The following is a 25604-nucleotide window of genomic DNA, read 5'->3' on the forward strand; positions in this document are numbered from 1 at the left end:
CTGGCCCGTTGCCGGGTCCTTCTACGCGGCATGCATCAATGGGGAAACTCCAGCCCCATCTCGCGGTAGCGCTCGGGGTCGTCGCCCCAGTTCTCGCGCACCTTCACAAACAGGAAGAGGTGCACCTTCTGCTCCAGAATGCCAGCGATCTCCATCCGCGCGGCTTGCCCGATGGCGCGGATCGTCTCGCCCTTGTGGCCGAGCACGATCTTCTTCTGGCTGTCGCGCTCGACATAGATGACCTGCTCGATGCGCACCGAGCCGTCCTTCTTCTCTTCCCACTTCTCGGTCTCGATATGCGAGGAATAGGGAAGCTCCTGATGCAGTCTCAGATAAAGTTTTTCGCGCGTGATCTCGGCCGCGAGCTGGCGCATCGGCAGGTCGGAGATCTGGTCCTCCGGATAGTACCAGGGACCGGCCGGAAGCGTCTCGGCGAGATAATCGAGCAGGTCCTTGCAGCCGGAGCCGGTCAGCGCGGAGACCATGAAAGTGCGCTTGAAGGGCACGCGTTCGTTCGCGGTCGCGGCCAGGGCGAGAAGCGTTTCCGGCTTGACGCGGTCGACCTTGTTGAGAACCAGAAGCATCGGCTGCCTGACGTCCTTCAGCCGGTCGAGGATGGCATCGGCATCGCCCTTGATGCCGCGCTCGGCGTCAATCAGCAGCACTACGACATCGGCATCCTTGGCGCCGCCCCAGGCGGTGGTCACCATCGCCGTGTCCAGCCGCCGCTTCGGCTTGAAGATGCCCGGCGTGTCGACGAAGACGATCTGCGCGTTGTCATGCGTGGCAATGCCGCGCACGATGGCGCGGGTGGTCTGCACCTTGTGGGTGACGATCGACACCTTGGCGCCGACGAGCTGGTTGACCAGCGTCGACTTGCCGGCATTTGGCGCGCCGATCAGCGCTACGAAACCGGAGCGCGTCGCGGGGACTTGAGTGGTTTCCGTTTCTGTCATGCCGCGCTCCATACGCCTTCGCGCAGCAAAAGAGTAGCCGCCGCGGCCTGCTCGGCCTCGCGCTTGGAGCGGCCGCTGCCGACGGCGGGCGCGAAAGAGCCGACTTTTACGCTGACCGTGAACACCGGGTCGTGGTCCGGTCCGTCACGGCCGTCGATATGGTAGGCGGGCACGGCGCCGGCGGCGGCCTGATGCGCCCATTCCTGCAATTCGGTCTTGGCATCGCGGCGGGCAGCGCCCATCGCCTGCGAGCGCGGCTGCCAGTAGCGGTGGATGAACGCGCGCGCCGCGTCCATCCCGCCGTCGAGATAGAGCACGGCGATCAGCGATTCCAGCGCATCGGCGCGCAGATTGGTGCGCTTGCGGCCCTCGAGATTGCGCACATCGGAACCGGCGCGCACCAATTCCGGCAGGCCGATCTGTTCGGAGATTTCCGACAGCGCCTCGGCATTGACCAGCGCGTTGAGGCGCAGCGAAAGCTCGCCTTCGGCGGCATCGGGAAAGGAGGCGAGCAGCATGTCGGCCACGACGAGGCCGAGAACACGGTCCCCAAGGAATTCGAACCGCTCATAGTCAACGCCGGCATGGGTCGAACGGGCGCTGGCATGGGTCAGCGCCCGCTGCAGGCGCTGGCGGTCGGCGAAGACATGGCCGGTGCGCTCGACAAGCGCTTCGGCAAGGGCATCGGCGGTCAAACGCTTGCTGGCCGCCATCGCTCTAGTGGACGAAATGGAACAGGCGCCCGGCGCGCATCAACGACGGCCATTTCCATATCTCGAGCGGGCTCGCCTTGCCGGCGATCGAGAAGAAGATGAGGTTGGCGCGGCCGACAAGGTTCTCGGCCGGCACATAGCCGACGGCAAAGCGGCTGTCGGAGGAATTGTCGCGATTGTCGCCCATCATGAAATAGTGCCCAGGCGGCACGACGAATTCGCGCGTGTTGTCGCCGATCGAATCGGAATTGATGTCGAGCGTGTCGTAACTGACGCCGTTCGGCAGCGTTTCGCGGTAGACATCGATCGGCCGGTTTTCTTCGGTGACATCGGGATTGTCGATCTGGCCGGTCTTCACGCGCGGCACGCCGACGTCATTGATGAAAAGCTGGCCGTCCTTCACCTGAATCTTGTCGCCGGGCAGGCCGACGACGCGCTTGATGTAATCGACCGACGGATCCGGCGGGAACTTGAACACCACCACGTCGCCGCGCTTGGGCTCGGAACCCCAGATGCGGCCCGAGAAGAGATCGGGACCGAAGGGCAACGAGTAACGCGAATAGCCATAGGCCCATTTGGTGACGAAGAGATAGTCGCCTTCGAGCAGCGTCGGCCGCATCGAGCCGGACGGAATGGAGAAAGGCTGGAAGAGCAGCGTGCGGATGACGAGCGCGAGCAGCAGAGCCTGGATGATGACGGAAAAGGTCTCACCAAGCCCGCCGGATTTCTTCTGCGATTTTTCAGCCACGCTCATGTCGTCCTCGATTGTGCGATGTTGGTATAGAGTCTCGGCGGGCGCTGGGCAACGTCATGCCGCTCGTGGTCAGATGGAATCAATGTGGCGCTTGTTCGGCGGGCACTGCCTCGATGATCACAAAGGCTTGAGCAAGCGGGAAATCGTCGGTGATGGTGAGATGGATGAGGGCGCGGTGGCCTTTCGGCAGGATTTTCTCCAGCCTGGCCGCGGCGCCGCCGGTCAGCGCCATGGTCGGCGCGCCGCTCGGCAGGTTGACCACCCCCATGTCGCGCCAGAACACGCCCTCGGCCATGCCGGTACCCAACGCCTTGGCACAGGCTTCCTTGGCGGCGAAGCGCTTGGCATAGGAAGCCGCGCGGGCGGCACGCTTTTCCGACTTGGCCTGCTCGACCTCGGTATAGATGCGCTGGACGAAGCGCTGGCCGTGCCGCTCCAGCGATTTCTCGATACGTCTGATGTCGATCAGGTCGCTGCCGATGCCGATGATCATTCCGCCGGCACTTCCCGTCGGCCCTGCCGCGCTTTCTTCTCGGCACGCTCGGCCATGCGCTTCCGGCGCTGCTCGCGAAACACCGTCATGCCCCAGCGGGTGATGGCGTAGAACAGGAGCCCGAAGACCAGGCCGAGCGGCACCGCGCCGATCAGCATCGGCTCCAGAATGGGGTGCCAGAGCTTGGCGAAGGAAAGCTTGTGCATCATTTCGCCCAGATGCTCGGGCGGGCCGTGCTTCGGCAGATGCTCATGCAGGAGCAGCTTGCCGATCTCCCAGGACGCGCCCCACAAAAGCGGGAAGGTCAGCGGATTGCCGAAGAACACCGCGCCGAGCGCTGCCGCGACCAGATTGCCGGCGATGATCCAGCACAGCACGGCGGCGACGATGAAGTGGAAGCCAAGCGGGAAGAAGGAGGCGAAAACGCCCGCGGCGACACCGGCGGCGACGGAATGCGGCGTCGCCTTCAGCCGCAGGATGCGTTTGGAGAAATACTGCACGGAACGCGAGAACGAGCGGCGCGGCCAAAGATAAGTACGCACCTGTTCCAGGAAGCCATCAGGCTCTCGGCGTCGAAAAAGCACTCTGTTCCAGTTCCCGGTCCAATACGCGCTGCCCCTACCCACCGGGTCGCGCAAACACATCTTGCGCTTCGAGGGCGCAGAAAGGCAACAAGCTTTGATATAGCGACGACCGGGCCGCGCAACAACGAACGCCGCCGCGATGGTCTGCCGCAGGCTGTAACAACAGCGTCATTCTGGCGAAACTGAGGAAAACAACCCGGATGCGGAGCCGATGATCACCATTAGACCGGCGCGGGCCGAGGACGCCGGGGCGCTGCCGCGGATCGAACAGTCCGCCGGGCTGGCGTTCCGCGCCATTGCGGAACTGGCGTGGCTCGCCGACGGCGACAATATCAGCGTCGAGCGGCATCGCGCGCTGATCGCCGCCGGCGCATGCTGGATTGCCGCAGACGAGAAGGACCGGCCGGTCGGCTTCCTGAGCGCCGGGATCGAAGGCGATGCGCTGCATATATGGGAGTTGGACGTGCGCCTCGACCGGCAGGGCCAAGGCATCGGCCGCGCCCTGCTCGAACAGGTGGTCGCGGACGCCGGGCGGCGCGGACTGGCCGCGGTGACGCTGACCACGTTTCGCGCCGTCGCCTGGAACGCGCCCTTCTATCGGAAGGCCGGATTTCGCATCCTGGAAGACGCCGAGATTGACGAACGGCTGGCAAGCCTGCTCGACGACGAGGCCAGGCACGGCATGCCTACGGGCCAGCGCTGCGCCATGCGGCTCGATCTCAGCCGGGTTGATACTCGCTGACCTCGACCAGATTGCCGTCCGGATCGCGGAAATAGACCGACATCATCTTGCCGCGCGCGCCGGTGCGTTCGACCGGACCGACTTCGATCGCCACGCCATTGGCCTCGAGGCTGGCCTGGACCTCGGCAAGCGGCAGTGCCGCCACGAGGCAGAAATCGCCGGAACCCGGCGTCGGCGCCTTCGCCTTCGGCTCGAAGGTGCGACCGACTTCGTGCAGGTTGATCTTCTGCGAGCCGAACAGAAGCGCGGTCGGCCGGTTCGGTTCGTCGAGCCGCCGCATGCCGAGCACCCGCCGGTAGAAATCGCAGGTCGCTTCCAGCGAGCGGACCGTCAGCACGAAATGGTCGATCCCGGCGATCATTGTCGCCTCGGCGCGCGTCTCCGGCAAAGAGATTCAAGCGACGCGCTCAAGTGCCTGTTTTCAAACATTGCGATGTCAGATGTTGCGGCTTCCCGGCTTAACGGCTGGAATCGCGGCAAGTTCCGGCGGCAGGCGGTCGGCGGGATAGGCCGGCACTTCATATTCGGCAAGCGCGATCAGCGGCACGCCGACATCGGTCTTGCCGGCCGAACGGTCGATGATGCAGGCAGCCGCCGCGACGTCGGCGCCAAGCTCGCGCAGGCAGTGGATGGTCTCGCGGATCGACAGGCCGGTGGTGACGATGTCCTCGACGATGACGACGCGCGAGCCCTTGGCAATCTCGAAGCGGCGCAACCTGAATTCGCCCCCTTCCCGCTCGACCCAGATCGCCGGGACGCCGAGATGGCGCGAGGTCTCATAGGCCGGGATCAGGCCGCCGATGGCCGGGCCAACGACGTAGTCGATCCCGCCCGGCACCGCCTTGCGGATCTTCTCGGCCAGCGCCTTGCACAGGCGCTCGGTCTTGTCGGCATGCATGAACACGCGGGCCTTCTGCAGGAACACCGGACTGCGCAGACCGGACGTCAGGATGAAATGACCTTCGAGGACGGCGCCGGCCTCGCGGAAAATGCCCAGCACTTCGTCGGTGTTCATTATTCGGTCCCCCTTGGCGAGTGGTGAAGGGTCAATGGTGAATGGCAGTGAGAGCACCTTCTATTCACTATTCACTATTCACTATTCACTATTCACTATTCACTATTCACTATTCACTATTCACTATTCATCCATTCACACGCCGCGCATCGCTGACACTCGAATTGTCCTTGAGCTGCGACAGCAGCCGGTTGAGGTGCTTCAGGTCCCAGACCTCGAGATCGATCAGCATCTCGGTGAAATCGGGTGCGGTGCGTATCATCGACAGCGTGTGGATGTTGGCATCGTTGGATGCGACGACCTGAGCGATGTCGGCCAACGAACCGGGCGCATTGATGGCGGTGACCGAGATGCGCGCCGGAAAACGTTCCTTGGTGCGCTCGTCGATGTCCCAGCGCACGTCGATCCAACGCTCGGGCTGGTCGTCGAAGGCCTGCAAAGCCGGCGACTGGATTGGATAGATGGTGATGCCGGTGCCGGGCTGGATGATGCCGACGATGCGATCGCCGGGTACAGCGCCCTCCGGCGCGAAACGCACCGGCAGGTCGCCGCGCACGCCGCGGATCGGCACCGCGCCGTCGCGCTGCTGGTCCTTGTCCTTCTTCGCGGCGCGGGTGCCCGGCATCTGGAACAGCATGCCGGCGGCGTTGCGGATCTTCGACCAGCCCTCCTCGCGCTGCTTGGGCGCCGCGACGGTGACACGCTCATCCTTATAATCGGGGAAAACCGCTTTCATGACATCGGTGGAACTCAGCTCGCCGCGGCCGACCGAGGCCAGCACGTCCTCGATATCCTTGCGCGCCAGCCGGTGCAGCACCGGCTTCAGGCTCTCCTTGGTGAATGTCTTGCCGGCGCGCTCGAAGGCGCGCTCCAGGATGCGGGCTCCGAGGCCGGAATATTGCTTGCGGATCGCATTCTTGGTGGCGCGGCGGATGGCGGCGCGCGCCTTGCCGGTGACCACGACCGATTCCCAGGCGGCGGGCGGCACCTGCGCCTTGGAGCGGATGATCTCGACCTCGTCGCCGTTCTTGAGCTCGGTCATCAACGGCATGATGCGGCCATTGACCTTGGCGCCGACGCAGGTGTCGCCGACATCGGTGTGGACGGCATAGGCGAAGTCGATGGGAGTAGCGCCGCGCGGCAGCGCGATCAGCATGCCCTTGGGCGTGAAGCAGAACACCTGGTCCTGGAACAGCTCCAGCTTGGTGTTCTCGAGGAAATCCTCGGGATTGTCGCCTTCGGCCAGTTGCTCGATGGTGCGCCGCAGCCAGGCATAGGCGTTGGTCTCCCTGGAGATCGCATGGCCCGCGCCGTTCATCTTGCCGCCAGTATCCTTGTAGATCGAATGCGCGGCGACGCCATATTCGGCGATCTTGTTCATCTCCCTGGTGCGGATCTGCAATTCGACGCGCTGGCGCGACGGGCCGACGATGGTGGTGTGGATCGAACGGTAGTCGTTCTGCTTGGGCGTCGAGATGTAATCCTTGAAGCGGCCGGGCACCATCGACCAGGTGGTGTGGATGGCGCCAAGCGCGCGGTAGCAGTCGTCGACCGAATCGACCACGACGCGGAAACCGAAGATGTCGGAGAGCTGCTCGAAGGAGAGCGCCTTGGCCTCCATTTTGCGGAACACCGACCACGGCTTCTTCTGCCGGCTCTTCACGCTTGCCTTGATGTCGTGTTTTTCGAACAGGCCCGACAGCGCCGTCTCGATCTCCTGCAGGACGCCCCTGTTGCGCTCGAAAATCTCGGCAAGCCTTGCGGTAACGGCGCGGCAAGCCTCCGGATTGATGTAGCGGAAGGCTATTTCCTCCAGCTCCTCGCGCATGCCCTGCATGCCCATGCGCCCCGCCAGCGGCGCATAGATCTCCATCGTCTCCTCGGCGATGCGCAAGCGCTTGGCTTCCGGCATATGGTCGAGGGTGCGCATGTTGTGCAGGCGGTCGGCGAGCTTGACGAGCAGAACGCGGACGTCCTCGGAGATCGCGAGCAGGAGCTTGCGCAGGTTCTCCGCCTGCTCGGCCTTTTTCGAGACCAGATCGAGCTTCTTCAGCTTGGTGAGCCCCTCGACCAGCTTGCCCATCTCGGGGCCGAAGAGCTCGTCGATCTCGGCGCGGGTCGCGGTCGTATCCTCGATCGTGTCATGCAACAGGGCAACGGCGATGGTCGCCTCGTCCATATGCATGTCGGTGAGGATGGCGGCGACTTCGAGCGGATGCGAGAAATAGGGATCGCCCGAGGCGCGCTTCTGGTGGCCATGCTTCTGCATGGCATAGACGTAGGCCTTGTTGAGCAGCGCCTCGTTTACGTCAGGCTTGTAGCGCTGGACGCGCTCGACAAGCTCATACTGACGCATCATGGGCGGGATCTCGCGGTGCTGAAATGATTGATGCGCCGCACCGACGTGCGACGCATCTCATAGATAGCCACGAAACCTAAGATACGGAAGTCCTGGATGGTTGATCCAACCCGGACAAAAGCACTTAGTAGTCGTCGCTCTTTTCCGGCGGCACCAGACCTTCGATGCCGGCGAGCAAGTCTTCCTCGCTCATGCGGTCGAAAGTGACGTTCTCCTCGGCGTCGTCGGCGTCGGCGGCAACGGCGGTCGCGCCGGTCTGGTCGGCGATCGCCTCGCCCTCGGCTTCCGGCTCGTCGACCTCGACATGCTTCTGCAGCGAGTGGATCAGGTCTTCCTTGAGGTCGTCGGGAGACAGCGTCTCGTCGGCGATCTCGCGCAGCGCGATGACCGGGTTCTTGTCATTGTCGCGCGGAACGGTGATCTGCGCGCCCTGGCTGATCTGGCGGGCGCGATGGCCAGCGAGCAGCACGAGTTCAAAACGGTTGTCGACCTTGTCGATGCAATCTTCAACGGTTACGCGGGCCATGGACTGCCCCTTTCATGCGATGGATTTGATGGAAAGCTGGCGCGCTCCATAACGCGGGCGCGGCCGAAATACAAGCTTTATGGCGCCAGCGTCGGCTTGACGGGCCGTTGCCCGGCTCATCATCGCGCCACGCCGTGAAGCTACCCACATAGTGGCGATCACAATTGCTTGCAACACAGGGCCATGCCCTTGGATATCCACAAATTGCGCGTTATCTCGGAGGTGACGGTACAAAGGTTCATTTGCCGGACCTATTCGTCAAGCGCTTTTAGACGACAAAAATTTTCGAAAGGAATGTTTTTCAATGTTCGATCCCCGTGAAAAGATCGCTCTTTTCATCGACGGCGCCAATCTCTATGCCACGTCCCGCGCGCTGGGCTTCGACATCGACTACCGCAAGCTCCTGTCGAGCTTCCAGAAGCGCGGCTACCTGCTGCGCGCCTACTATTACACCGCGCTGGTCGAGGATCAGGAATATTCATCGATCCGGCCGCTGATCGACTGGCTCGACTATAACGGCTTCAAGGTGGTGACGAAGCCCGCGAAGGAATTCACCGACTCGACCGGCCGCCGCAAGATCAAGGGCAACATGGACATCGAGTTGACCGTCGATGCGCTGGAGCTCGCCGATGTCGTCGACCATTATGTCATCTTCTCGGGCGACGGCGACTTCCGCACGCTGGTCGAAGCGCTGCAGCGGCGCGGGCGCAAGGTGTCGATCATCTCGACCATGGCCTCGCAGCCGCCGATGATCTCCGACGATCTGCGCCGCCAGGCCGATCATTTCATCGACCTGATGACGCTCAAGAGCGAGGTTGGCCGCGATCCGTCCGAGCGGCCGGCGCGCCGGCCAGAACCCGCCGAAGTCGACGAGGAAGATTATTGATGGCGGCGGCCTTGACCGCCGTGCCCTCACCCGAACCCAACCGTGACTGCCCGCTTTGCCCGCGGCTGCATGATTTCATCGCCGACTGGCGCGAGCGTGAGCCCGGCTGGTTCAACGCGCCAGTGCCGACCTTCCTGCCGCCGGAGGGTCAAGATTCAGTCCGCCTCCTGATCGTCGGGCTGGCACCCGGCCTGCGCGGCGCCAACCGCACGGGGCGCCCCTTCACCGGCGACTATGCCGGCGACCTGCTCTATGGCACATTGATCGCGCACGGTTTTGCGCGCGGCGAATTCAAGGCCAGGCCCGATGACGGCTTGCAACTCGTCGGCACGGCCATCACCAATGCGGTGCGCTGCGTGCCGCCGGAGAACAAGCCGGTGGGCGCCGAGATCGCCACTTGCAGAACTTTTCTCAAGCCGACCATCGCGCGCTTTCCCAGCCTGCGCGCCATCCTGACGCTGGGTTCGATCGCGCATCAGTCGACGGTGCGGGCGCTGGGTGAGCGCGTCGCGGCCTTTCCGTTCCGCCATGGCGGGAGGCAGCAAGCCGGCGGCATCGCGCTGTTTTCCAGCTACCACTGCTCACGCTACAACACCAATACGGGCGTGCTGACGCAGGAGATGTTCGTCAGCGTGTTCAAGGAGATTGCGGCGTTCCTGAAGAGCTAGATTCAGGCGGCTTCCTGTCGGTCTGAGACCCACTCATACCGGCAGCAGCGCATCCGGCTTCACGTCGCCGATGGAGGTATAAGTGTGCGTCTCCTTCACTCCCGGCAGTGCGAGAATGACCCGCGTCAGGAAATCCTGATAGGCGGCCATTTCCGAGATGCGCGCCTTTACCAGATAGTCGAAGCCGCCGACCACCATGTGGCACTCGAGAACCTCGGGCGCCTTGGTCACCGCCTCGGCGAAGCGCTCGAAAATATGCGGCGCCGTGTGATCGAGACGCACCTCGATGAAGACGAGCGTACCGCGTCCGATCTTTGCCGGATTGAGCACGGCCCTGACCGCGGTGATGTAGCCTTCCCGAAACAGCCGCTTCACCCGTAGGCTGGTGCCGGTCGGCGAGAGGCCGACACGCGCCGCCAGATCAAGTGTGGTGCGACGCCCATCTTCTTGCAGCAATCGCAGGAGATTGCGGTCGACGCCGTCGAGGTCGCTTGCTTCAGCATTCACGCTAGATCTGCCTCCAATCTGCGAGTTTCGCTCGAATTTCGAGAAAAGAGCGTATTTTGCCGCGGGCTTTTCGGCAATAGCCTGCGCTTTCATCGCTTTGTGCGGAGATGATCTTCGATGGCGATGTCACGACGGCGGCGGAACATGGCGGACGCGCGAGACTCAGGAAACTCCAGGCTGGCGATCATCGCGGGTCTCATTATGATCGGCATCTACGCCATCCAATTCGTCGCCGCCCGCTTCAGCCTCAGGGAGCATCTGACGGCGACGGATCTGGCCGCCTTGCGCTTTGGCGGCGCGGGGGTGGTCTTTCTGCCGATCGTCTGGCACGGCGGCTTTGTAAGCATGAGGGCGCTCGGTTGGCGCCGGGCCCTAGCATTGGCGGCGCTGGCCGGATTGCCTTATCCGCTGATCATCAATTGGGGCCTGACCTATGCCCCTGCCGCCCATGCGGCCGCGCTTTGTCCAGCGTCGATCGTCTTCTTTTCGTTCCTGCTGTCACGCATCGTCTTCAATGACGGCGCTTCGCGGCAACGGACCATCGGTGTCCTCGCGATTGTCGCCGGCCTGTCGCTGTTCATCGCGCCGGGGCGCGACGGCACCGGCGGCGTTCTCTTCGGCGATATGCTTTTCATCGGATCGGGCCTGATGTTTTCGGCCTATGCCGTTCTTGTCAGGCGCTGGCGTGCCGATCCCGTTACGGCCACGGCCGCGGTAGTGCTCCTGTCCTGCCTGCCGCTGCCGATTCTCTACTTCGTCGCACCAAGCCATATCCATGCCGCGGCCGCCACGGAAGTCATCAGCCAGATCGTGATCCAGGGGATTCTGGCCGGCGCGGCAGCCATGTTCCTCTATACCTATGTCGTCGGGCAGTTGGGGCCGCAGACGGCATCGCTGTTTCTGCCCGGCATACCCATCGCCACCGTGGCTGTCGGCATGGCGGTACTCGGCGAAACGCCGATGACGATCCAGTTCGCAGCCATTGCCATCATGGCCGCCGGGATGGGCTTGTCAGCGATCGGAGGGCGGATTGCCAATAGACGCCTTAATGCACCGGCGCCGGGAGGATCGTAAGCCTTCAGCGGTACGGCAAGCGATTCAAGGGCCGGCAATTCAAGGCGTCGGCGCAAACAACTTCGCCAGCGTCTCGCGGCCGCCCTTCAGGACGTTGAGATCGACATCGCCTTCGATGCCGTCGACGCGGCCCATATTGTGATACTGCCAGTAGATCCAGTCGTTCTCGCGCGGTCTCGTCGCCAGAGAACGCAACCAGCGCCGGCGGCTAAGAATGCTGCCGGAATAGGCGTCTGCCGCCTCGTCGGTCAGATAGAAAATCGCCTGCTTGCCGAATGCCGTCTCGACCGGGCCGAGGAAAGCGGCAAGCTCGGCGTTCAACTGCTCGGGCGACGGGCGCTGCGGGCAATTGCCGCCAAACTCGATGTCGACCACCGGCGGCAAAAGCGGCTCGCTGCGCGGCACGACCGAGATGAAGTTCTTCGCCTGGTCGGCGCCTGGCCGGCAGAAGGTGAAGAAGTGATAGGCGCCGACCGCCAGGCCGGCCGCGCGGGCCTCGCGCAGGTTGATGGAGAATTGCGTATCGACATGGGTGCCGCCTTCGGTCGCCTTGATGATGGCGAAGGCGACATCGTCGGCGGCGACGCGGGGCCAGTCGATCTTTCCCTGATGATGCGAGACGTCGATGCCCCGGATCGGGAATTCCTCGCGATCCGGGGAAAAGCCGCGGAACCAGAAGAAGGCGCCCGCCACGACGGCACTGGCGACAACCGCGACGGCAAGGCCCCAGAAAACAATCCGCTTCCCCAAGACCATCCCCTGCCGCAAAAGCTCGCGCGCGCCTGACCGGAGAACCGGCTGGCGGCTTTTTTCAGGCGGCCGGCGCTGCCAGCCCTGGAGGCTCAGCCGCGCTCCTTCAGCAGCCGCCCCTTCTCGCGCGACCAGTCGCGCTGCTTCTCGGTCTCGCGCTTGTCGTGCAGCTTCTTGCCTCGGGCAATCGCGAGCAGCAGCTTGGCGCGGCCGCGGTCATTGAAATAGATTTTCAGCGGCACCAGCGTCATGCCTTCACGCTCAACGCTTTGCGAGAGCTTTGCCATCTCGCGCTTGGAGACCAGCAACTTACGACGGCGGCGCGGCTCGTGATTGAAGCGGTTGGCCTGCAGATATTCCGGCAGATAGGAATTGATCAGCCAGATCTCGCCGCCCTCGGCCGAGGCGTAGCTTTCCTGGATGTTGGCCTGGCCCTGGCGCAGCGACTTGACCTCGGTGCCTGTCAGCACCAAGCCGGTCTCGATCGTGTCGAGCACCTCGTAGGAAAAGCGCGCCTTGCGATTTTCCGCAACGGTCTTGTTGTTGGGATCGGCTTTCTTGACTTGATTCATGACGTCCAGAGTCCGTTTCGAAACTCGCTCCTGCGAGTCAGGTGAAGGTGTCAACAGAGCGCCGCGCGTTTTCTAAACGCGCAAAGGACGCTCTGCAGCCCGACTTTGCGCATGGTCCTTTCCGAAAGCGGATGCTTTCGGGGCCATGCGCGGAACCGGAGCGGAGCGTACATATAGTACGTGAGCACCGGAAGCGCAGGTGGCGCCTTCAGATGGCCGCAGGAGTAGAGTTTCCAAACGGGCTCGCTAATTAATCAAGCCGGCGTGCTTGAGCGCCGCGTCGAGCTTCTCGGCGGTCGAGGACTCGACCGTCACCAGCGGCGAACGGACCACGTTCTCGACCTTGCCCAGCTTCGACAGCGCGTATTTGGCGCCGGATACGCCAGGCTCGATGAAGATCGCCTTGTGCAACGGCAGAAGCCGGTCCTGCAGCTCGAGCGCCTTGGCGCTGTCGCCGGAAAGCGTCGCTTCCTGGAACTCGGAGCAAAGGCGCGGCGCGACATTCGAGGTGACCGAAATACAGCCGATACCGCCATGAGCGTTGAAGCCGAGCGCGGAGGCATCCTCACCGGAAAGCTGGATGAAATCCTTGCCGCAGGTCATGCGCTGCTCGGAAACGCGCTCGACCTTGCCGGTCGCGTCCTTGACGCCGGCAATGTTCTTGAAGTCGTGGCGCAGCCTGCCCATCGTCTCCGGCGTCATGTCGATCACCGAACGCGGCGGGATGTTGTAGATGATGATCGGCAGCTTGGTCGCCCTGGCGACGGCCGCGAAATGCTCATAGAGGCCGCGCTGCGTCGGCTTGTTGTAGTAAGGCGTGACCACAAGGGCGGCATCGGCGCCGGCCTGTTCGGCATACTTCACCAGGCCGACCGCTTCCTCGGTGTTGTTGGAGCCCGCGCCGGCCACCACCGGCACCCTGCCCTTGGCTACCTCGATGGCGACCTTGACGACATGGCGGTGCTCCTCATGCGACAGCGTCGGCGACTCGCCGGTGGTGCCGACGGGAACGAGACCCTTGGTGCCCTCGGCGATCTGCCATTCGACAAACGAGCGAAAGGCTTTCTCGTCGAAGCGCCCGCTCTTTTCGAACGGTGTCACGAGCGCAGTCAGCGAGCCTCTCAGCATGTCGTCCAAACTCCTTGGAACTTTGTCGGTTTATGCATGTCGTCTTCCCAAAACCGGTTTCCGCTTCTGGGCGACATGCATCGGTGTTTCATCAGATCGGTCAGTGCGCGCCTTCTACCCGAAAGCGAAGCCGCGCACCATAGTCTCGACATGGTTCAGCGGCAAGCATCGGCGTAATGCCAGTGTCGTGGTTTTCGATGTTCGCTAGACGTTGATATCAGGCTCGGGGCGAACATCGAAAACCAAACGATACTGGATTCGACAGTTGGCTGGTGTCCTGCGATTCTGAAATTCGCGCCGCGCCCGATATCAAGGTCATGCGAATTTCAGAATCGGGACACCAGCAAGCGCCATTCGAACGGCCTCGATAACCTTTTGTTTACGAGCCCTTCACGACCTAAGTCTAGGCTTCGCATCGGGTTCTCAATGCCCGCGCCTGCTGGCGATGTGCTAGGATCATAAAATGCCGACGAGGCGGCCCCATCTTTTCGCGCTGTTGGGCGCGATCGTCGCGCTGACGCCTACCATGGCGATCGGTGGCAGCGTCGACGCGCGCGCGACGGCCTCGATTCCGGCGCCAGATGCGCCGCAGGCGCCGGGCCAGACGCCGATTGCCCCCGATATAGCGCAACTGAAGAGCGGGCTCGATGCGCTTGCCGCCAACAACATCGTCGGCGCGCGCAAGGCGCGCGACACGCTGCCCGCCACCTCGCTCGACAGGCATATCCTCGCCTGGGCGATCGCGCTTTACGGCGGCGACCAGGTGCCGAGCGGCGAGATTGCCGACGCGGCCAAGATGCTGCCTGGATGGCCGGGCACGATCGCGCTGCGCAAGAACAGCGAGCGTGCGCTCTATCGCGAAAACCCGCCGCCGCAGGTGGTCGTGCAGGCCTTCGGCCGCAGCCAGCCGCTGACGCCGGAGGGCGTCATCATCCTCGCCCGCTCGCAAGTGGCGCTTGGCAACCAGGCCGCGGCGCGGTCGGTGCTGGTACCCTTTTGGCGCACGGAAAAACTGGAAGCAAAGGACGAGACGGCCGTCATCAAGGAATTCGGCACGCTGATCCCGGCGGCCGACCATCGCTACCGCATGGAGCGCATGTTCTATGCCGACCGGCCGTCGTCGGCGCTGCGGGTCGCCGGCCTCGCCGGCGCACAGCCGCTGGCGGATGCCTGGGCGGCAGCCGACAAGGGCGACAAGAACGCCGCCAAGCTGTTGAAGGCAGTGCCCGCAGTGCTGCGCTCCGCCGGCTATTTCTTTGCCGAGGCGGAATATCTGCGAAAGCAGCAGAAATTCGCCGAAGCCGCTGCTGCCGTGATGAAAGCGCCGACGAATCGCGATTCGCTGGTCGACCCCGATGCCTGGTGGGTCGAACGCCGCGTGCTCTCGCGCGAGCTGGTCGACCGGGGCGACATGAAGACTGCCTACAAGATTGTCTCCATGCACGCTGCCGAAACCCCGCCGAACGCCGCCGAAGCCGAGTTCCATGCCGGCTGGTACGCGTTGCGCGGTCTCAACGATCCGGCGACCGCCGCCAGGCATTTCACGCGCATCACCGAGCTCGCCCAGGGCCCGGTGTCGCTGTCGCGCGCCTATTACTGGCTCGGCCGGGCGGCGGAAGTCGGCGGTCCGGGCAGCGCCAAGGATTATTTCACCCGCGCGGCCAGCTACGGCACGACCTTCTATGGCCAGCTCGCCGGCGAGCGCGTGGGCTTGAGGACCCTCAACATCGCCTACCCGAAGCCGAGCGCGGCCGACCGCCAGAGTTTCGACGGCCGCGAAGCAGTGAGCGCGATCAAACGGCTGCAGGAAGCGAGCTATGACCGCTACGCCGAGACGCTCTACCGCGACCTTGCCGGCCAGCTGACCAGCCCGGGCGAGCTGGCGCTGCTAGCGGTGCTGGCCGAAAAGCAGGGCAACCATTTCATGGCGCTGAAGGTCGGCAAGATCGCCGCCCAGCGCGGCATCGATGTCGGCGCGCTTTCGCATCCGCTGGGCGTCATTCCCGATTCGGCCAACATTTCCGGATCCGGCAAGGCGCTCGCCTATGCCATCGCCCGCCAGGAAAGCGAGTTCAATATCGGCGCCGTTTCCAGCGCCGGCGCGCGCGGCCTGCTGCAGTTGATGCCGGGCACCGCCAAGCAGTTGGCAAAAAAGGCCGGCATGAATTTCTCGCAGGCGCGGCTGACGACGGATGCCGGCTATAACGCGACGCTGGGCTCGGCCTTCCTCGGCGAGCAACTCGACCGTTTCGGCGGCTCCTATGTGCTGACCTTCGCCGGCTACAATGCCGGCCCGAACCGCGCCGCCCAATGGGTGGCGAAATACGGCGACCCGCGCGGCAAGGACGTGGACGCCGTCATCGACTGGATCGAGCGGATTCCCTACACGGAAACAAGAAGTTACGTGCAGCGCGTGATGGAGAATTACGAGGTCTACAAGATGCGTATTTCAGGCAAATACGACATCGTGGGGGATCTCGTGAACGGACGAAGCTGATGGGGCGTCTCTTCCTTCTCCCCTTGTGGGAGAAGGTGGCCGCGAAGCGGCCGGATGAGGGGTGTTCCAGCGGAGTGAGACGACGGCGTTCCCTGGAACACCCCTCATCCGTCTCGGCGCTACGCGCCGATCCACCTTCTCCCACAAGGGGAGAAGGAAGAGTGTTTGACGACCCTTGCCCTCGTCTGTAGCTGTCGGTCACCTCAACGAGGAGCAGCGTTCCGATGGCGAGCGACGAAGGCTTTTCCGACTTTTTCTACGCCGCGCCAGACGGCCTGAAGCTCCATGCTCGTATCTACGGCGAGGCGAACGCCGGCAGTTGGCCGGTCGTCTGCCTTCCCGGACTCACCCGCAACGCCCGCGACTTCCATGAACTGGCGCTTTACCTTTCAACCAAGGCGGCAAGGCCGCGAAAAGTCCTCGCCTTTGACTATCGCGGTCGCGGCCAATCCGACCACGACCCCGATATCAGCCATTATAATGTCGGCGTCGAAGCCGGGGATGTGCTTGCGGGGCTGTCGGCGCTCGGCATCGAGCAGGCTGCTTTCATCGGCACCTCGCGCGGTGGCCTGATCATCCATGTGCTCGGGGCATTGAAGCCGGCCGTGCTGAAGGCCATCGTGCTGAACGACATCGGCCCGGTGATCGAGGTCGAGGGCCTTGCCCATATCCGCTCCTATCTCGACCGCGCGCCGAAACCGAAGACATTCGCCGAGGCGGTGGATGCTCAGCGGCGCGTGCATGGCGCCGATTTCCCGGCGCTCACCGACGCCGACTGGGCGCGGATGGTCCGGGCAATCTGCCGCGAGACGGAGGCCGGCTGGCTGCCGGATTTCGATCCGGCGCTGGTCGGGACGCTGGCCGGCGTCGATTTCAGCAAGCCGTTGCCGGATCTGTGGCCGCAGTTCGACGCTTTAGCCACCGTGCCGCTGCTTGCCATTCGCGGCGGCAATTCAAAACTATTATCCGCTGCGACCGTCGAGGAGATGGGAAGGCGGCATCCCGGCATGGAGACGATCACCGTCGAAGGTCAGGGACACGCGCCCTTTCTGGAAACCGGCACTCTGCCGCGGGAGACTGCGGATTTCCTCGATCGGGCAGAGCGCAAATCAAAATAAAGTAAAGCCCGAGACTAACTCAGTCTCAGGCCTTCTCGATGAAATATAGATTCTCCGGCACGCGGCGCGTGCCTACTTGCCTTTGGAGCTCTTGCGCCGCGCCTTTGCCGGCTCCAGTCCGCTCTCCTTGCGAGCGGCTTTGCCAGGTGACGGCGCGGTCAAGGGGGAGGCAAAGACGGAATTCTCCGCGGCGCTCGGCGCCTGGTCGCCGCGTGGCTTCTCGAGAACGACGACGCAGCCATCGAGATCGTTGGTGGCGAGGTGCGCGTAACGCATGGTCATCGACAGCGTCTGGTGGCCGAGCCACATCTGCACGCGCCTTATGTCGATACCGCCCTGGACAAGGCGCGAAGCGCAGGTGTGGCGCAGGATATGCGGTACCACCTGTTCATCGGCGCCAAGACCGACTTCCGCTTTCGCTTCGTTCCAGATGGCGCGGTACTGCGCCTGGCTGAGCTTGCTGAACGGACCCTTCGGCCGGCGACCCTCGGTGGTCGGCGGCAGCTTGATCACCTCCTTGACCCGTTCGGTCATCGGGATGGTGCGGCTGCGGCCGGATTTCGTGATCCAAAATGAGACGCGGTGCTCCTGGATGTCGTTCCAGATCAGGCCGAGCGCCTCGCCGAGACGGCAGCCGGTGTCGACCAGGAAAACGGAAAGCCGGTAAGCATCCTCGCTGCGGCTCTTGATCGCGGCGAACAGCCTTGCCTCTTCGTCCCGTTCGAGGAAACGAATCCGTCCCGCACGCTCCTTCTGGCGGCGAAACTCGGGCAGGCTGTGGATATCTCCCATCTTATGAGCCTTGCGCAGCAGCTTGCTGAGTGCAGCCATCTTGCGATTGATGGTTGCGTTGCTGTTCCCGCGCTGGCGCAAGGTACCGATAAGATTGTCCAGGGTGTTCTGGTCAAAGGTGCTGAAACGCTCTCCCAGAAGGATCTCGTCTATTTCACCAATGAATGAGCTGACATTGTATTTATGCCGCCCATCATCCCAGAGTATATCCCGGTATGCTGCAAAGAGTTCCCCGATCCTATACGATTTTACTTCCCGGATCTTGTTGTAGGTGTACCTAAACTTCGAGTTCTGAGAAGAAAATACCGCAAAATGACCAGAGGGCTCCCCCTCTTGAATCGCTTCGTTCGACATTTTTAGCCACACCCCCTGTGGTTAAGCGTTCAGCCCTAACCGTTCGGAGATGTCCTTTCAAGAGTTTTCGAGTCTGGCGGCCGACCACATCCGCCGGTGGCGGATCCCACAAAGTCGCTCCACAGGCTCGATCAGCTTACCGTTTCACCCCCATCCTTTCGTTTGCTTCGACCAATCGCGAAAACAAAACGGCCCGGGCATTTGACGCCCGGGCCGGATTTCAGTTGTTGCAGTCCGGCCCTTAGAAGGAGCGCTGGAAGCGGAGCATGCCGCCGACGCTGTTTTCCTTGTTGGCGTTGGTCCAGTTGGAGACGGAGTCGTCGCCAAGGTGGAGGTAGTCAACTTCGGCGGTGACCGTGAAGCCGGGAACGATGTCGTAGGCGACGTTCGCAGCGACGCCGACGTTCTTGCCATCGTCAGCAGACACCTGGAGGTTGAACGAGGTCTTCTCGTTGAACTTGTAGGTGCCGCCGCCCCACACTGCCCAGTTGCCGCTCCACTGCTTGTAGAAGCCGCGGCCACCGGCCGGAATTGCCCAGGTCCCGTCCGTGAGATTGTCGTCGGTGCCGTAGCCAGCCATGATGAACAGCGACAGGGCGTCGGTCGCATTCACGTCCAAGCGAACCTTGCCAGCCACTTCTTCGTAGTTGCTGTCATAGGCGACGACGCCGCTGATGGCGCCCCAGCCCTGCGTCCACTTCAGACCGCCGACAACATGCGGAACATAGCTGTCGATGGTGCCGACAACGCCCGAACCTTCTTCAAGCGAGAGGACGGCGGAGAAGCCGTTGCCGGCGTCGAAGTAGTACTGGACGACGTTGGTGTCGAAGTCGCCGTACGGGACGAGCGTATCCTGGATGACGTTGCCGGCGTAGCCGATGAACGTGTTGAAGGCCGATTCGTCCTTACCGACGCGGAGGCCACCGAGCTGGATCCAGGCGAAGTTCAGCGAGACGGCCTTATTGGCGGCGGGGTTGCCGAGCAGGGTCGTAACGGGGGCAGTGGTAGGACCAGTAACACTGACCTGGCCGTAGTTGTTGCGGTTGCCGAAGTTGAAGCGGGTCTCGGTGTAGGTCTTCAACGTGCCGAGCTCGGTCTCCTGGCCGGTCCAGGTCTTCAGCGTGAAGCGGGCGTTCTTGTAGAATGTGGCTTGGTCGTCGCCATCCTCATGGTCGAAAGACCGCGCGCCGTCGAACGAGCCGACGTCGCCGACGCCGATGTCGTAGCGGACGTAGCCGCCGATGCGCAGGCAGGTTTCGGTGCCGGGGATGTAGAAGTAGCCCGAGCCGTAGACGTCGCAGATCTTGACGTATTCAGCCGGTTCCGGCTCGGCGACGGTCACCGCGTCGGCGGCGCGGGCGCCCGAAACTGCGATCAGGGCCGCAGCTGAGCCGAGAAGAAGGCTCTTGATGTTCATTTTCTGACCTCCAGTCAAAAGTTAAAAAACGGGTCTGGGTATTTTTTGCTGAAGGACAGCGTTCCCTGCCCCATCCCCACTTACCGAAAAAGATGCGCACCGCGCCGCTCCTTCGAACGTGACCTTTACCCAGGCGGCGGCGGGGTTCAACCACGATCGTATCGGCGAAAGCCCTATCCGGACTCTATCCCCGGACGTTGTTGCACAAATGACACGATTTGGCCTCACTCCGAAAGTTCTCATTAACCAATAAGGCCTTGCAGCCGGTCGAATCCGGCGATGGACGGCCGAAATTGCGGCGCCAGTCCCGAGTCGCCGGGCAGGGAATCGCCATGGAATCGCCGCATGGCTCCGCCCGCCGAGCTGCACCATGCCGAATTTTCGGCGATTATGGCGCCGGCTTGTTGATTGTGCCGGCGCTTTTCTTTATCCAGCGGCGCGACGGAGAGGTGGCCGAGTGGTCGAAGGCGCTCCCCTGCTAAGGGAGTAGAGGTCAAAAGCTTCTCGTGGGTTCGAATCCCATCCTCTCCGCCATCCTGCTTCGCGCTACGCGCTTCGCAGGACAGCCCCAACAGTTCGCGCGAAGCAGGATGGCGGAGAGGATGCCCTCCGAAGCCTTGGCGTAGGAGGGCCGGTTCGTTCGGCATGCGCTACGCGCTACGCACCATCCAACGAATCCCGCGCAAATATAGGATTGGCAGTACCCCAGGCGCGAAGCAGGATGTCCTCCGAAGCCGCAGTGAAAGGGGCCGAGCTCTGTGGTACGTGTATCTTCTGGAAAGCGAGGCTTCGGAAGGCGAGCGCTATATCGGCGTGACATCCGACCTGAAGCGACGGATGGCCGAGCACAATGCTGGGAAGTCCAGTCACGCTTCCAAATTTCTCCCGTGGCGAATCGTGACCTACTTGGCCTTTTCGAGCCAGGCGAAGGCGGAGCGCTATCTCAAATCCGGATCCGGCCACGCGTTCGCCAGCAAACGCCTTTGGTAGAATTCACCAGAGCAAAAAAGTAGCAATAACAAAGCACTGGCGTTGATGGCGGTCGAATGAAGTCGACTCTTCCGTTCGATTCTGACTGGAGGTCAGAAAATGAACATCAAGAGCCTTCTTCTCGGCTCAGCTGCGGCCCTGATCGCAGTTTCGGGCGCCCGCGCCGCCGACGCGGTGACCGTCGCCGAGCCGGAACCGGCTGAATACGTCAAGATCTGCGACGTGTACGGCTCGGGCTACTTCTACATCCCCGGCACCGAGACCTGCCTGCGCATCGGCGGCTATGTCCGTTACGACATCGGCCTCGGCGACGTCGGTTCATTCGACGGAGCGAAGAACGTCGATCACCAGGACGGCGACATCCACAGCACCTGGTACAAGAACGCCCGCTTCACGCTGAAGACGTGGACGGGCCAGGAGACCGAGCTCGGCACGTTGAAGACCTACACCGAGACCCGCTTCAACTTCGGCAACAACAATCGCGGCGCCTCCGTTTCACGCACCGGTGGTGGCGCCATCACCGGCTTCACCGACAATCCTGCGGGCAACAAAGGCGTCACGCTGAACTTCGCCTGGATCCAGCTCGGTGGTCTGCGCGTCGGTAAGGACGAATCGGCCTTCGACACGTTCATCGGCTATGCCGGCAATGTCATCCAGGATACGCTTGTCCCCTATGGCGACTTCGACACCAACGTCGTCCAGTATTACTTCGACGCCGGCAACGGCTTCTCGGCCGTGGTCTCGCTGGAAGAAGGCGAAGGCACTGTCGGCACCATCGACAGCTATGTTCCGCATGTCGTCGGCGGTCTGAAGTGGACGCAGGGCTGGGGCGCCATCACCGGCGTCGTGGCCTACGACAGCAACTACGAGGAAGTCGCCGGCAAGGTCCGCTTGGACGTCAACGTCACCAATGAACTCTCGCTATTCGGCATGTTCGGCTACGGCAGCGACAACAATCTGAGCGACCCGACCAATGTCATCGACGCCCGTGGTCGCGGCTTCTACAAGATCTGGGGCGGCAACTGGGCATTCTGGGCCGGCGGCACCTACAAGTTCAACGAGAAGACCTCGTTCAACCTCCAGGTGTCGGGTGACGAGGACAAGAACTACGGCGTGGCGGCGAACGTCGCCTACGACATCGTTCCTGGCTTCACGGTCACCGCCGAAGTCGACTATGATCACTTTGGCAAGTTTGACCAGTGGAACGCCGATCCCACATCGACCGTCAACTTCACCGGTGCGGACAAGAAGAACAGCGTCGGCGGCCTGCTCCGCTTCCAGCGTTCGTTCTAACAGGCATTGCCTGATCGAAATCGATAACCCGGCGGGCAACCGCCGGGTTCTTATTTCTCCCTTCCAGCACCCCGGCACCGTTTGCACAAAGCGCTGCATTCGGCGCGATCGCCGGAATTGCACGCGCTATTAGGAGGCTTGGGCCCGAGTAATCAGCGGATGGAGTGCTATGGCTCGACGCGAATTGCTACTGATCAAACCTCAGCTAGGTCTCCCAACGCGTCGATCAGCGGCTGGATCTCGCTCTCGTAGTTCTTCCATCGCTTGACGGATGACTTATAAATCGGCTGGCGAACCTGCCAAAGGCTGTAAGTATTTACCGAGCGATCCTTGTCAAAAAAGCGCAGGCAGGCATCGTCCCAAGGCAGCCCGAGATAATCGATGAGGCGTCGCGACTGCGCCTCTTGGTTTTCAATCAAAGTCTCGTAACGGTTCTCGAATATGCGACCCGGAAAAACCTTGTTCCAATGCCGCATCAGGCGGTCATACTCTCTGTAGTAAAGTCCTAATGTCCGAAGATCAGCGCTGTAGCTGTGCGCTTCATTGAACTGCAGGACAAAGCATGAGACGCAATTGTCGATGGCATCGCGCCGGCAATGAATGATGCGCGCGTTCGGAAAGAGGATGCCGATCAGCCCGATCAGTTCGAAATTTTGGGGCATCTTGTCGACGATTCGAAGCGAATCGGGAGCCCGCTCGCGCAGATAGGCAAGATGCTCTACTGCTAGCGTCTTGGTCAGTTCGGGGGTAATCGTCGCGATCGATTTACCGAGGTCTATGTCGGAGTTGCCTTTGAGACCGATCCCATTGGCCATTCGGCTGAGCTTGCTGAGCTCGCCGGCACCGTGAACACCAGGATGGCTGGCACAGATCTGCTCGGTCAGCGTCGTACCCGAGCGAGGCATGCCGACAACGAATACAGGCACCTCCGAGGGATTGCCATGAGCGGCCATTGAAGCAACCAGCTCCGGTGTGAAGGTTTCGATCATGACATCGACCCAGCGACGGTAGTTTTCCAGATCGAATTTATGGCCCCCGGCTTGATTTCCCTTCTTGAAGTGATCCATCGCCTCCCTGTAGCGTCGGAGGTCGTTAAGCAGCTTCCCTGCAGCGTGATGGAGTGCCGCCGCTCCTTCCGCTCCATGGGCCGGGTCTCGAAGCTCCGCTAGAATTGCCGCGAGCTCCGGCGGCTCTTCCGTGAATTTACGCGTCTGCACCAATGCACTGTAGGCAGCCGGTACCGCGATCCGCCGCTCTATCGCCTCTTTCAAATGAACCGCGGCTTCGTCCATACGGCCGAGGCTTGCGAGCGCGCGGGGCAACCCCAACCGGGCCAGAGGATGATCCCGGTCGATCTTGAGCGCCTTCTCAAAGAGCGGCAGCGCCATTTCTCCCTTGTCAAATGAGTTGTAGGCAACGCCCAAGGCGCAAAGCGCTTCCACCAGGTCAGGCTTCAACGCCAAGGCCTGCTGAATGTGCCTGATTGCCGGCGTAAATTCGCTGAGCTTCAGATAGTTTTCGCCAAGGCTAAGGTGGTAGTAGGGATTCCGTGGCTCCTCTGCGACCGCCCGCGCGAAATACCGCAAGGCCTTCTCGTTGTCGTATCCGAGTCCGAGAGTTCCCAGGATATAGAATGCCAGCGGATGGTTTGGCGTTCTTGCCAGAACCTTGAGACAGAGTTCCTCGGCCTCCGGCAATTGCTCGGCTTTTTGTAGCTCGAGCGCCCGCCGCAACAGCATATCGTCCGCATGCGCTCGCGATGGACCGGCCTGCGTCTTGGCTTTCGGCAGCGCAGCGTTCGGCGGCAGCGCTTTAGCCGAGGGTTGCGTCTTGAGATGCTTTGCCCAAGCGGGCGGCAATCGGTTGCTCATCCTGCCTCGCTAGCAAAAGCGGCAGGCAGAATCCAGCGATACGTCGTCCGCATCGAACTCGAGGCCAACAGCAGCGCCTGCCGCTGCGTCCACCAGCCCCATGCAAGCGGCAAACCTCGCAAGAGCTGACGCCGGCTGCCGGTCAAGCCAGTCAATTTCAGCTTGCCATCCAACTTGCACCCTTCCCCCGCTCACGCTAGCAAGAACGCCATTTCCACGCGAGCCTGTGCCATGCTTCGTCGCCCTTCCCTCACGCCGATCATCGGCGCGCTTCCCACCACGGTGCCGTTCGTTGGCCCGGAGGCCCAGGAGCGCGAGCGCGGGCGGCCGTTCCGCGCCCGCATCGGCGCCAATGAAAGCAGCTTCGGGCCTTCGCCGCACGTCATCGCCCGCATGGAAAGCGTTGCCCGCGACCAGTGGATGTATTGCGATCCCGACAATTACGAATTGAAAGTGGCGGCTGCCGCGCATCACGGCGTGGCCGTCGAAAACGTGGTCGTCGGCGAAGGCATCGACGGCCTGCTCGGGCTGGTGGCGCGCATGTATGTCGGCCCCGGCGATGCGGTGGTCACCTCGCTTGGCGCCTATCCCACCTTCAATTTCCATATCGCCGGCGTCGGCGGCCGCTTGGTGACGGTGCCCTATGCCAATGACAAGGAAGACCTGGACGGCCTTCTCGCCAAGGTCGCGAGCGAAAAGGCGCCGCTGGTCTATCTTTCGAACCCCGACAATCCGATGGGAAGCTGGTGGGAGGCGCCGGATGTCGTCCGCTTCATCGAAGCGCTGCCGGAAACCACCATGCTGGTGCTCGACGAGGCCTATGGCGAGCTGGGACCGGCCTCGGCGCTGCCGGCGATCGATGTCGCACGGCCGAACGTCATCCGCATGCGCACTTTCTCCAAGGCTTACGGCCTGGCCGGCATACGCTGCGGCTACGCCGTGGCGGAGGCGGAGGTGATCCGCGATTTCGAGAAGATCCGCAACCATTACGGCGTCAGCCGCATGGCGCAGGTCGCCGGCCTCGAGGCGCTTGCCGACCAGGACTATCTGCGCTCGGTGGTGGCGCGCGTTGCGGCAGGCCGTGAGCGTATTTCAGCCATTGCCAGGCAGAACGGCCTGAAACCGTTGCTGTCTGCAACCAATTTCGTCACCATCGACTGCGGCCGCGACGGCGCCTTCGCGCTGAAGGTGATGCAGGGCCTCCTGTCGCGCGACGTGTTCATCCGCAAGCCGATGGTGCCGGTGCTCGACCGCTGCATCAGGGTCAGCGTCGGGCTCGACCATGAGCTCGACATCTTCGCCGAGGAGCTGCCGGGCGCCTTGGCGTCGGCGCGAGGGAACTAGGATGTGTTGATATTCAGGTGATGCCAGCCTGCAAATGCTGGCTTTCTGCGCTTCCGGTGCTCACGGACCCGAATGTCCGCTCCGCTCCGGTTCTCGAAAGCCGCCATTTTCGGCTTGGCCTGACCTGAATCTCAACACACCCTACCCCAAGCCCCTGTTGCCTTTGCCCTTTGCTGTGCCAGATTCCGCCAAGCGCAACGC

Annotated in this window: 25 protein-coding genes and 1 tRNA gene; 10 read left to right on the forward strand and 16 right to left on the reverse strand. The window is 62.6% G+C overall.

Going from position 1 to position 25604, the window contains the following annotated elements:
- Positions 1-35 precede the first annotated feature (35 nt).
- From era to LB525_RS07425, 5 genes are all read right to left on the reverse strand, one after another.
- Positions 36-968 (reverse strand): GTPase Era, encoded by a 933-nt coding sequence (era, locus tag LB525_RS07405; protein ID WP_224525172.1) that lies wholly within the window; start codon positions 966-968, stop codon positions 36-38.
- Positions 953-1687 (reverse strand): ribonuclease III, encoded by a 735-nt coding sequence (rnc, locus tag LB525_RS07410; protein WP_411909030.1) that lies wholly within the window; start codon positions 1685-1687, stop codon positions 953-955. The genes era and rnc overlap by 16 nt, the downstream gene beginning before the upstream one ends.
- On the reverse strand, positions 1674-2423 hold the full coding sequence (lepB, locus tag LB525_RS07415) for a signal peptidase I (protein ID WP_095766934.1): 750 nt from the start codon (positions 2421-2423) through the stop codon (positions 1674-1676). Before lepB ends, rnc begins: the two co-directional genes overlap by 14 nt.
- Before the next feature lie 79 nt (positions 2424-2502).
- Positions 2503-2916 carry a holo-ACP synthase gene (gene acpS, locus LB525_RS07420; protein WP_041009542.1) on the reverse strand — a complete coding sequence of 138 codons (414 nt, stop codon included), beginning with the start codon at positions 2914-2916 and terminating at the stop codon, positions 2503-2505.
- Positions 2913-3500: a DUF2062 domain-containing protein gene (locus LB525_RS07425; protein WP_095766933.1), complete on the reverse strand. Its 588-nt coding sequence runs from the start codon at positions 3498-3500 to the stop codon at positions 2913-2915. The genes acpS and LB525_RS07425 overlap by 4 nt, the downstream gene beginning before the upstream one ends.
- 211 nt (positions 3501-3711) lie before the next feature.
- Here LB525_RS07425 and LB525_RS07430 point away from each other — a divergent pair, with 211 nt between their 5' ends.
- On the forward strand, positions 3712-4242 hold the full coding sequence (locus LB525_RS07430) for a GNAT family N-acetyltransferase (protein WP_140842510.1): 531 nt from the start codon (positions 3712-3714) through the stop codon (positions 4240-4242).
- Here LB525_RS07430 and LB525_RS07435 read toward each other — a convergent pair.
- From LB525_RS07435 to rpoZ, 4 genes are all read right to left on the reverse strand, one after another.
- Positions 4220-4603 carry a VOC family protein gene (locus tag LB525_RS07435; protein WP_224544136.1) on the reverse strand — a complete coding sequence of 128 codons (384 nt, stop codon included), beginning with the start codon at positions 4601-4603 and terminating at the stop codon, positions 4220-4222. The two genes, LB525_RS07430 and LB525_RS07435, sit on opposite strands and share 23 nt — an antisense overlap.
- A 75-nt stretch (positions 4604-4678) precedes the next feature.
- Positions 4679-5257, reverse strand: a complete 579-nt coding sequence (pyrE, locus tag LB525_RS07440) for an orotate phosphoribosyltransferase (RefSeq protein ID WP_224544137.1) — start codon at positions 5255-5257, stop codon at positions 4679-4681.
- Between the two features lie 127 nt (positions 5258-5384).
- Positions 5385-7616, reverse strand: coding sequence for a RelA/SpoT family protein (locus tag LB525_RS07445; RefSeq protein ID WP_224544138.1), 2232 nt, complete (start codon positions 7614-7616; stop codon positions 5385-5387).
- Between the two features lie 124 nt (positions 7617-7740).
- Positions 7741-8142, reverse strand: a complete 402-nt coding sequence (gene rpoZ, locus LB525_RS07450) for a DNA-directed RNA polymerase subunit omega (RefSeq protein WP_095766929.1) — start codon at positions 8140-8142, stop codon at positions 7741-7743.
- A 304-nt stretch (positions 8143-8446) separates the two neighbouring features.
- Here rpoZ and LB525_RS07455 point away from each other — a divergent pair, with 304 nt between their 5' ends.
- Both LB525_RS07455 and LB525_RS07460 read left to right on the forward strand, forming a co-directional pair.
- The gene (locus LB525_RS07455) at positions 8447-9028 is read left to right on the forward strand and encodes an NYN domain-containing protein (RefSeq protein WP_095766928.1); all 582 of its coding nucleotides are present in this window, start codon (positions 8447-8449) and stop codon (positions 9026-9028) included.
- Positions 9028-9696, forward strand: coding sequence for a uracil-DNA glycosylase (locus LB525_RS07460; protein WP_224544139.1), 669 nt, complete (start codon positions 9028-9030; stop codon positions 9694-9696). Before LB525_RS07455 ends, LB525_RS07460 begins: the two co-directional genes overlap by 1 nt.
- A 33-nt stretch (positions 9697-9729) precedes the next feature.
- Here the strand turns inward: LB525_RS07460 and LB525_RS07465 are convergent, their stop codons facing one another.
- Entirely contained in the window at positions 9730-10203 is a 474-nt protein-coding gene (locus LB525_RS07465) for an Lrp/AsnC ligand binding domain-containing protein (RefSeq protein ID WP_224525181.1), read from the reverse strand.
- Positions 10204-10347: 144 nt separating this feature from the next.
- On the opposite strand from LB525_RS07465, the gene LB525_RS07470 reads away from it, so the two are divergent.
- Complete coding sequence (locus LB525_RS07470) at positions 10348-11277, forward strand: DMT family transporter (protein WP_224544140.1); 930 nt, start codon at positions 10348-10350, stop codon at positions 11275-11277.
- 39 nt (positions 11278-11316) lie between these two features.
- On the opposite strand, the gene LB525_RS07475 is transcribed toward LB525_RS07470, so the two are convergent.
- The 3 genes from LB525_RS07475 to dapA all read right to left on the reverse strand — a co-directional run bounded on the left by LB525_RS07475 (position 11317) and on the right by dapA (position 13727).
- Positions 11317-12033 carry a GH25 family lysozyme gene (locus LB525_RS07475; protein ID WP_411971004.1) on the reverse strand — a complete coding sequence of 239 codons (717 nt, stop codon included), beginning with the start codon at positions 12031-12033 and terminating at the stop codon, positions 11317-11319.
- A gap of 86 nt (positions 12034-12119) precedes the next feature.
- Complete coding sequence (smpB, locus tag LB525_RS07480) at positions 12120-12599, reverse strand: SsrA-binding protein SmpB (RefSeq protein ID WP_095766924.1); 480 nt, start codon at positions 12597-12599, stop codon at positions 12120-12122.
- 246 nt (positions 12600-12845) lie between these two features.
- A complete protein-coding gene (gene dapA, locus LB525_RS07485; RefSeq protein WP_224544142.1) occupies positions 12846-13727 on the reverse strand; it encodes a 4-hydroxy-tetrahydrodipicolinate synthase in 882 nt (293 codons plus the stop codon).
- Positions 13728-14190: 463 nt separating this feature from the next.
- Here dapA and LB525_RS07490 point away from each other — a divergent pair, with 463 nt between their 5' ends.
- A complete protein-coding gene (locus LB525_RS07490) occupies positions 14191-16224 on the forward strand; it encodes a lytic transglycosylase domain-containing protein (RefSeq protein ID WP_224544143.1) in 2034 nt (677 codons plus the stop codon).
- Positions 16225-16448: 224 nt separating this feature from the next.
- Positions 16449-17342, forward strand: a complete 894-nt coding sequence (locus LB525_RS07495; protein WP_224544144.1) for an alpha/beta fold hydrolase — start codon at positions 16449-16451, stop codon at positions 17340-17342.
- Between the two features lie 72 nt (positions 17343-17414).
- On the opposite strand, the gene LB525_RS07500 is transcribed toward LB525_RS07495, so the two are convergent.
- A complete protein-coding gene (locus LB525_RS07500; RefSeq protein WP_224544145.1) occupies positions 17415-18488 on the reverse strand; it encodes a tyrosine-type recombinase/integrase in 1074 nt (357 codons plus the stop codon).
- A gap of 241 nt (positions 18489-18729) precedes the next feature.
- Positions 18730-19905, reverse strand: coding sequence for a porin (locus LB525_RS07505; protein ID WP_224544146.1), 1176 nt, complete (start codon positions 19903-19905; stop codon positions 18730-18732).
- 443 nt (positions 19906-20348) lie between these two features.
- Here LB525_RS07505 and LB525_RS07510 point away from each other — a divergent pair.
- The 3 genes from LB525_RS07510 (at position 20349) to LB525_RS07520 (ending at position 22188) form a co-directional block, all read left to right on the forward strand.
- Positions 20349-20439, forward strand: a tRNA-Ser gene (locus LB525_RS07510).
- Between the two features lie 231 nt (positions 20440-20670).
- Positions 20671-20895, forward strand: a complete 225-nt coding sequence (locus tag LB525_RS07515; protein WP_411971005.1) for a GIY-YIG nuclease family protein — start codon at positions 20671-20673, stop codon at positions 20893-20895.
- 99 nt (positions 20896-20994) lie between these two features.
- Positions 20995-22188 (forward strand): porin, encoded by a 1194-nt coding sequence (locus LB525_RS07520; RefSeq protein ID WP_224544147.1) that lies wholly within the window; start codon positions 20995-20997, stop codon positions 22186-22188.
- Positions 22189-22382: 194 nt separating this feature from the next.
- Here LB525_RS07520 and LB525_RS07525 read toward each other — a convergent pair whose 3' ends face one another.
- Positions 22383-24059, reverse strand: coding sequence for a tetratricopeptide repeat-containing sulfotransferase family protein (locus tag LB525_RS07525; protein WP_224544148.1), 1677 nt, complete (start codon positions 24057-24059; stop codon positions 22383-22385).
- Positions 24060-24290: 231 nt separating this feature from the next.
- On the opposite strand from LB525_RS07525, the gene LB525_RS07530 reads away from it, so the two are divergent.
- Positions 24291-25403 (forward strand): pyridoxal phosphate-dependent aminotransferase, encoded by a 1113-nt coding sequence (locus LB525_RS07530; protein WP_224544149.1) that lies wholly within the window; start codon positions 24291-24293, stop codon positions 25401-25403.
- Positions 25404-25604 lie beyond the last annotated feature (201 nt).

The organism is Mesorhizobium sp. CA16, assembly GCF_020165175.1.
Classification (GTDB): domain Bacteria; phylum Pseudomonadota; class Alphaproteobacteria; order Rhizobiales; family Rhizobiaceae; genus Mesorhizobium.

Bases quoted from the DNA above. Each gene is read 5' to 3' on its own strand.
- pyrE (WP_224544137.1), bottom strand. From the start codon at position 5,257: ATGAACACCGACGAAGTGCTGGGCATTTTCCGCGAGGCCGGCGCCGTC.
- LB525_RS07445 (WP_224544138.1), bottom strand. From the start codon at position 7,616: ATGATGCGTCAGTATGAGCTTGTCGAGCGCGTCCAGCGCTACAAGCCT.
- LB525_RS07520 (WP_224544147.1), top strand. From the start codon at position 20,995: ATGAACATCAAGAGCCTTCTTCTCGGCTCAGCTGCGGCCCTGATCGCA.
- LB525_RS07500 (WP_224544145.1), bottom strand. From the start codon at position 18,488: ATGTCGAACGAAGCGATTCAAGAGGGGGAGCCCTCTGGTCATTTTGCG.
- LB525_RS07490 (WP_224544143.1), top strand. From the start codon at position 14,191: ATGCCGACGAGGCGGCCCCATCTTTTCGCGCTGTTGGGCGCGATCGTC.
- LB525_RS07460 (WP_224544139.1), top strand. From the start codon at position 9,028: ATGGCGGCGGCCTTGACCGCCGTGCCCTCACCCGAACCCAACCGTGAC.
- rpoZ (WP_095766929.1), bottom strand. From the start codon at position 8,142: ATGGCCCGCGTAACCGTTGAAGATTGCATCGACAAGGTCGACAACCGT.
- LB525_RS07505 (WP_224544146.1), bottom strand. From the start codon at position 19,905: ATGAACATCAAGAGCCTTCTTCTCGGCTCAGCTGCGGCCCTGATCGCA.
- LB525_RS07470 (WP_224544140.1), top strand. From the start codon at position 10,348: ATGGCGGACGCGCGAGACTCAGGAAACTCCAGGCTGGCGATCATCGCG.
- LB525_RS07435 (WP_224544136.1), bottom strand. From the start codon at position 4,603: ATGATCGCCGGGATCGACCATTTCGTGCTGACGGTCCGCTCGCTGGAA.
- era (WP_224525172.1), bottom strand. From the start codon at position 968: ATGGAGCGCGGCATGACAGAAACGGAAACCACTCAAGTCCCCGCGACG.
- LB525_RS07430 (WP_140842510.1), top strand. From the start codon at position 3,712: ATGATCACCATTAGACCGGCGCGGGCCGAGGACGCCGGGGCGCTGCCG.
- LB525_RS07495 (WP_224544144.1), top strand. From the start codon at position 16,449: ATGGCGAGCGACGAAGGCTTTTCCGACTTTTTCTACGCCGCGCCAGAC.
- dapA (WP_224544142.1), bottom strand. From the start codon at position 13,727: ATGCTGAGAGGCTCGCTGACTGCGCTCGTGACACCGTTCGAAAAGAGC.
- LB525_RS07530 (WP_224544149.1), top strand. From the start codon at position 24,291: ATGCTTCGTCGCCCTTCCCTCACGCCGATCATCGGCGCGCTTCCCACC.
- LB525_RS07475 (WP_411971004.1), bottom strand. From the start codon at position 12,033: ATGGTCTTGGGGAAGCGGATTGTTTTCTGGGGCCTTGCCGTCGCGGTT.
- LB525_RS07455 (WP_095766928.1), top strand. From the start codon at position 8,447: ATGTTCGATCCCCGTGAAAAGATCGCTCTTTTCATCGACGGCGCCAAT.
- lepB (WP_095766934.1), bottom strand. From the start codon at position 2,423: ATGAGCGTGGCTGAAAAATCGCAGAAGAAATCCGGCGGGCTTGGTGAG.
- LB525_RS07525 (WP_224544148.1), bottom strand. From the start codon at position 24,059: ATGAGCAACCGATTGCCGCCCGCTTGGGCAAAGCATCTCAAGACGCAA.
- acpS (WP_041009542.1), bottom strand. From the start codon at position 2,916: ATGATCATCGGCATCGGCAGCGACCTGATCGACATCAGACGTATCGAG.
- smpB (WP_095766924.1), bottom strand. From the start codon at position 12,599: ATGAATCAAGTCAAGAAAGCCGATCCCAACAACAAGACCGTTGCGGAA.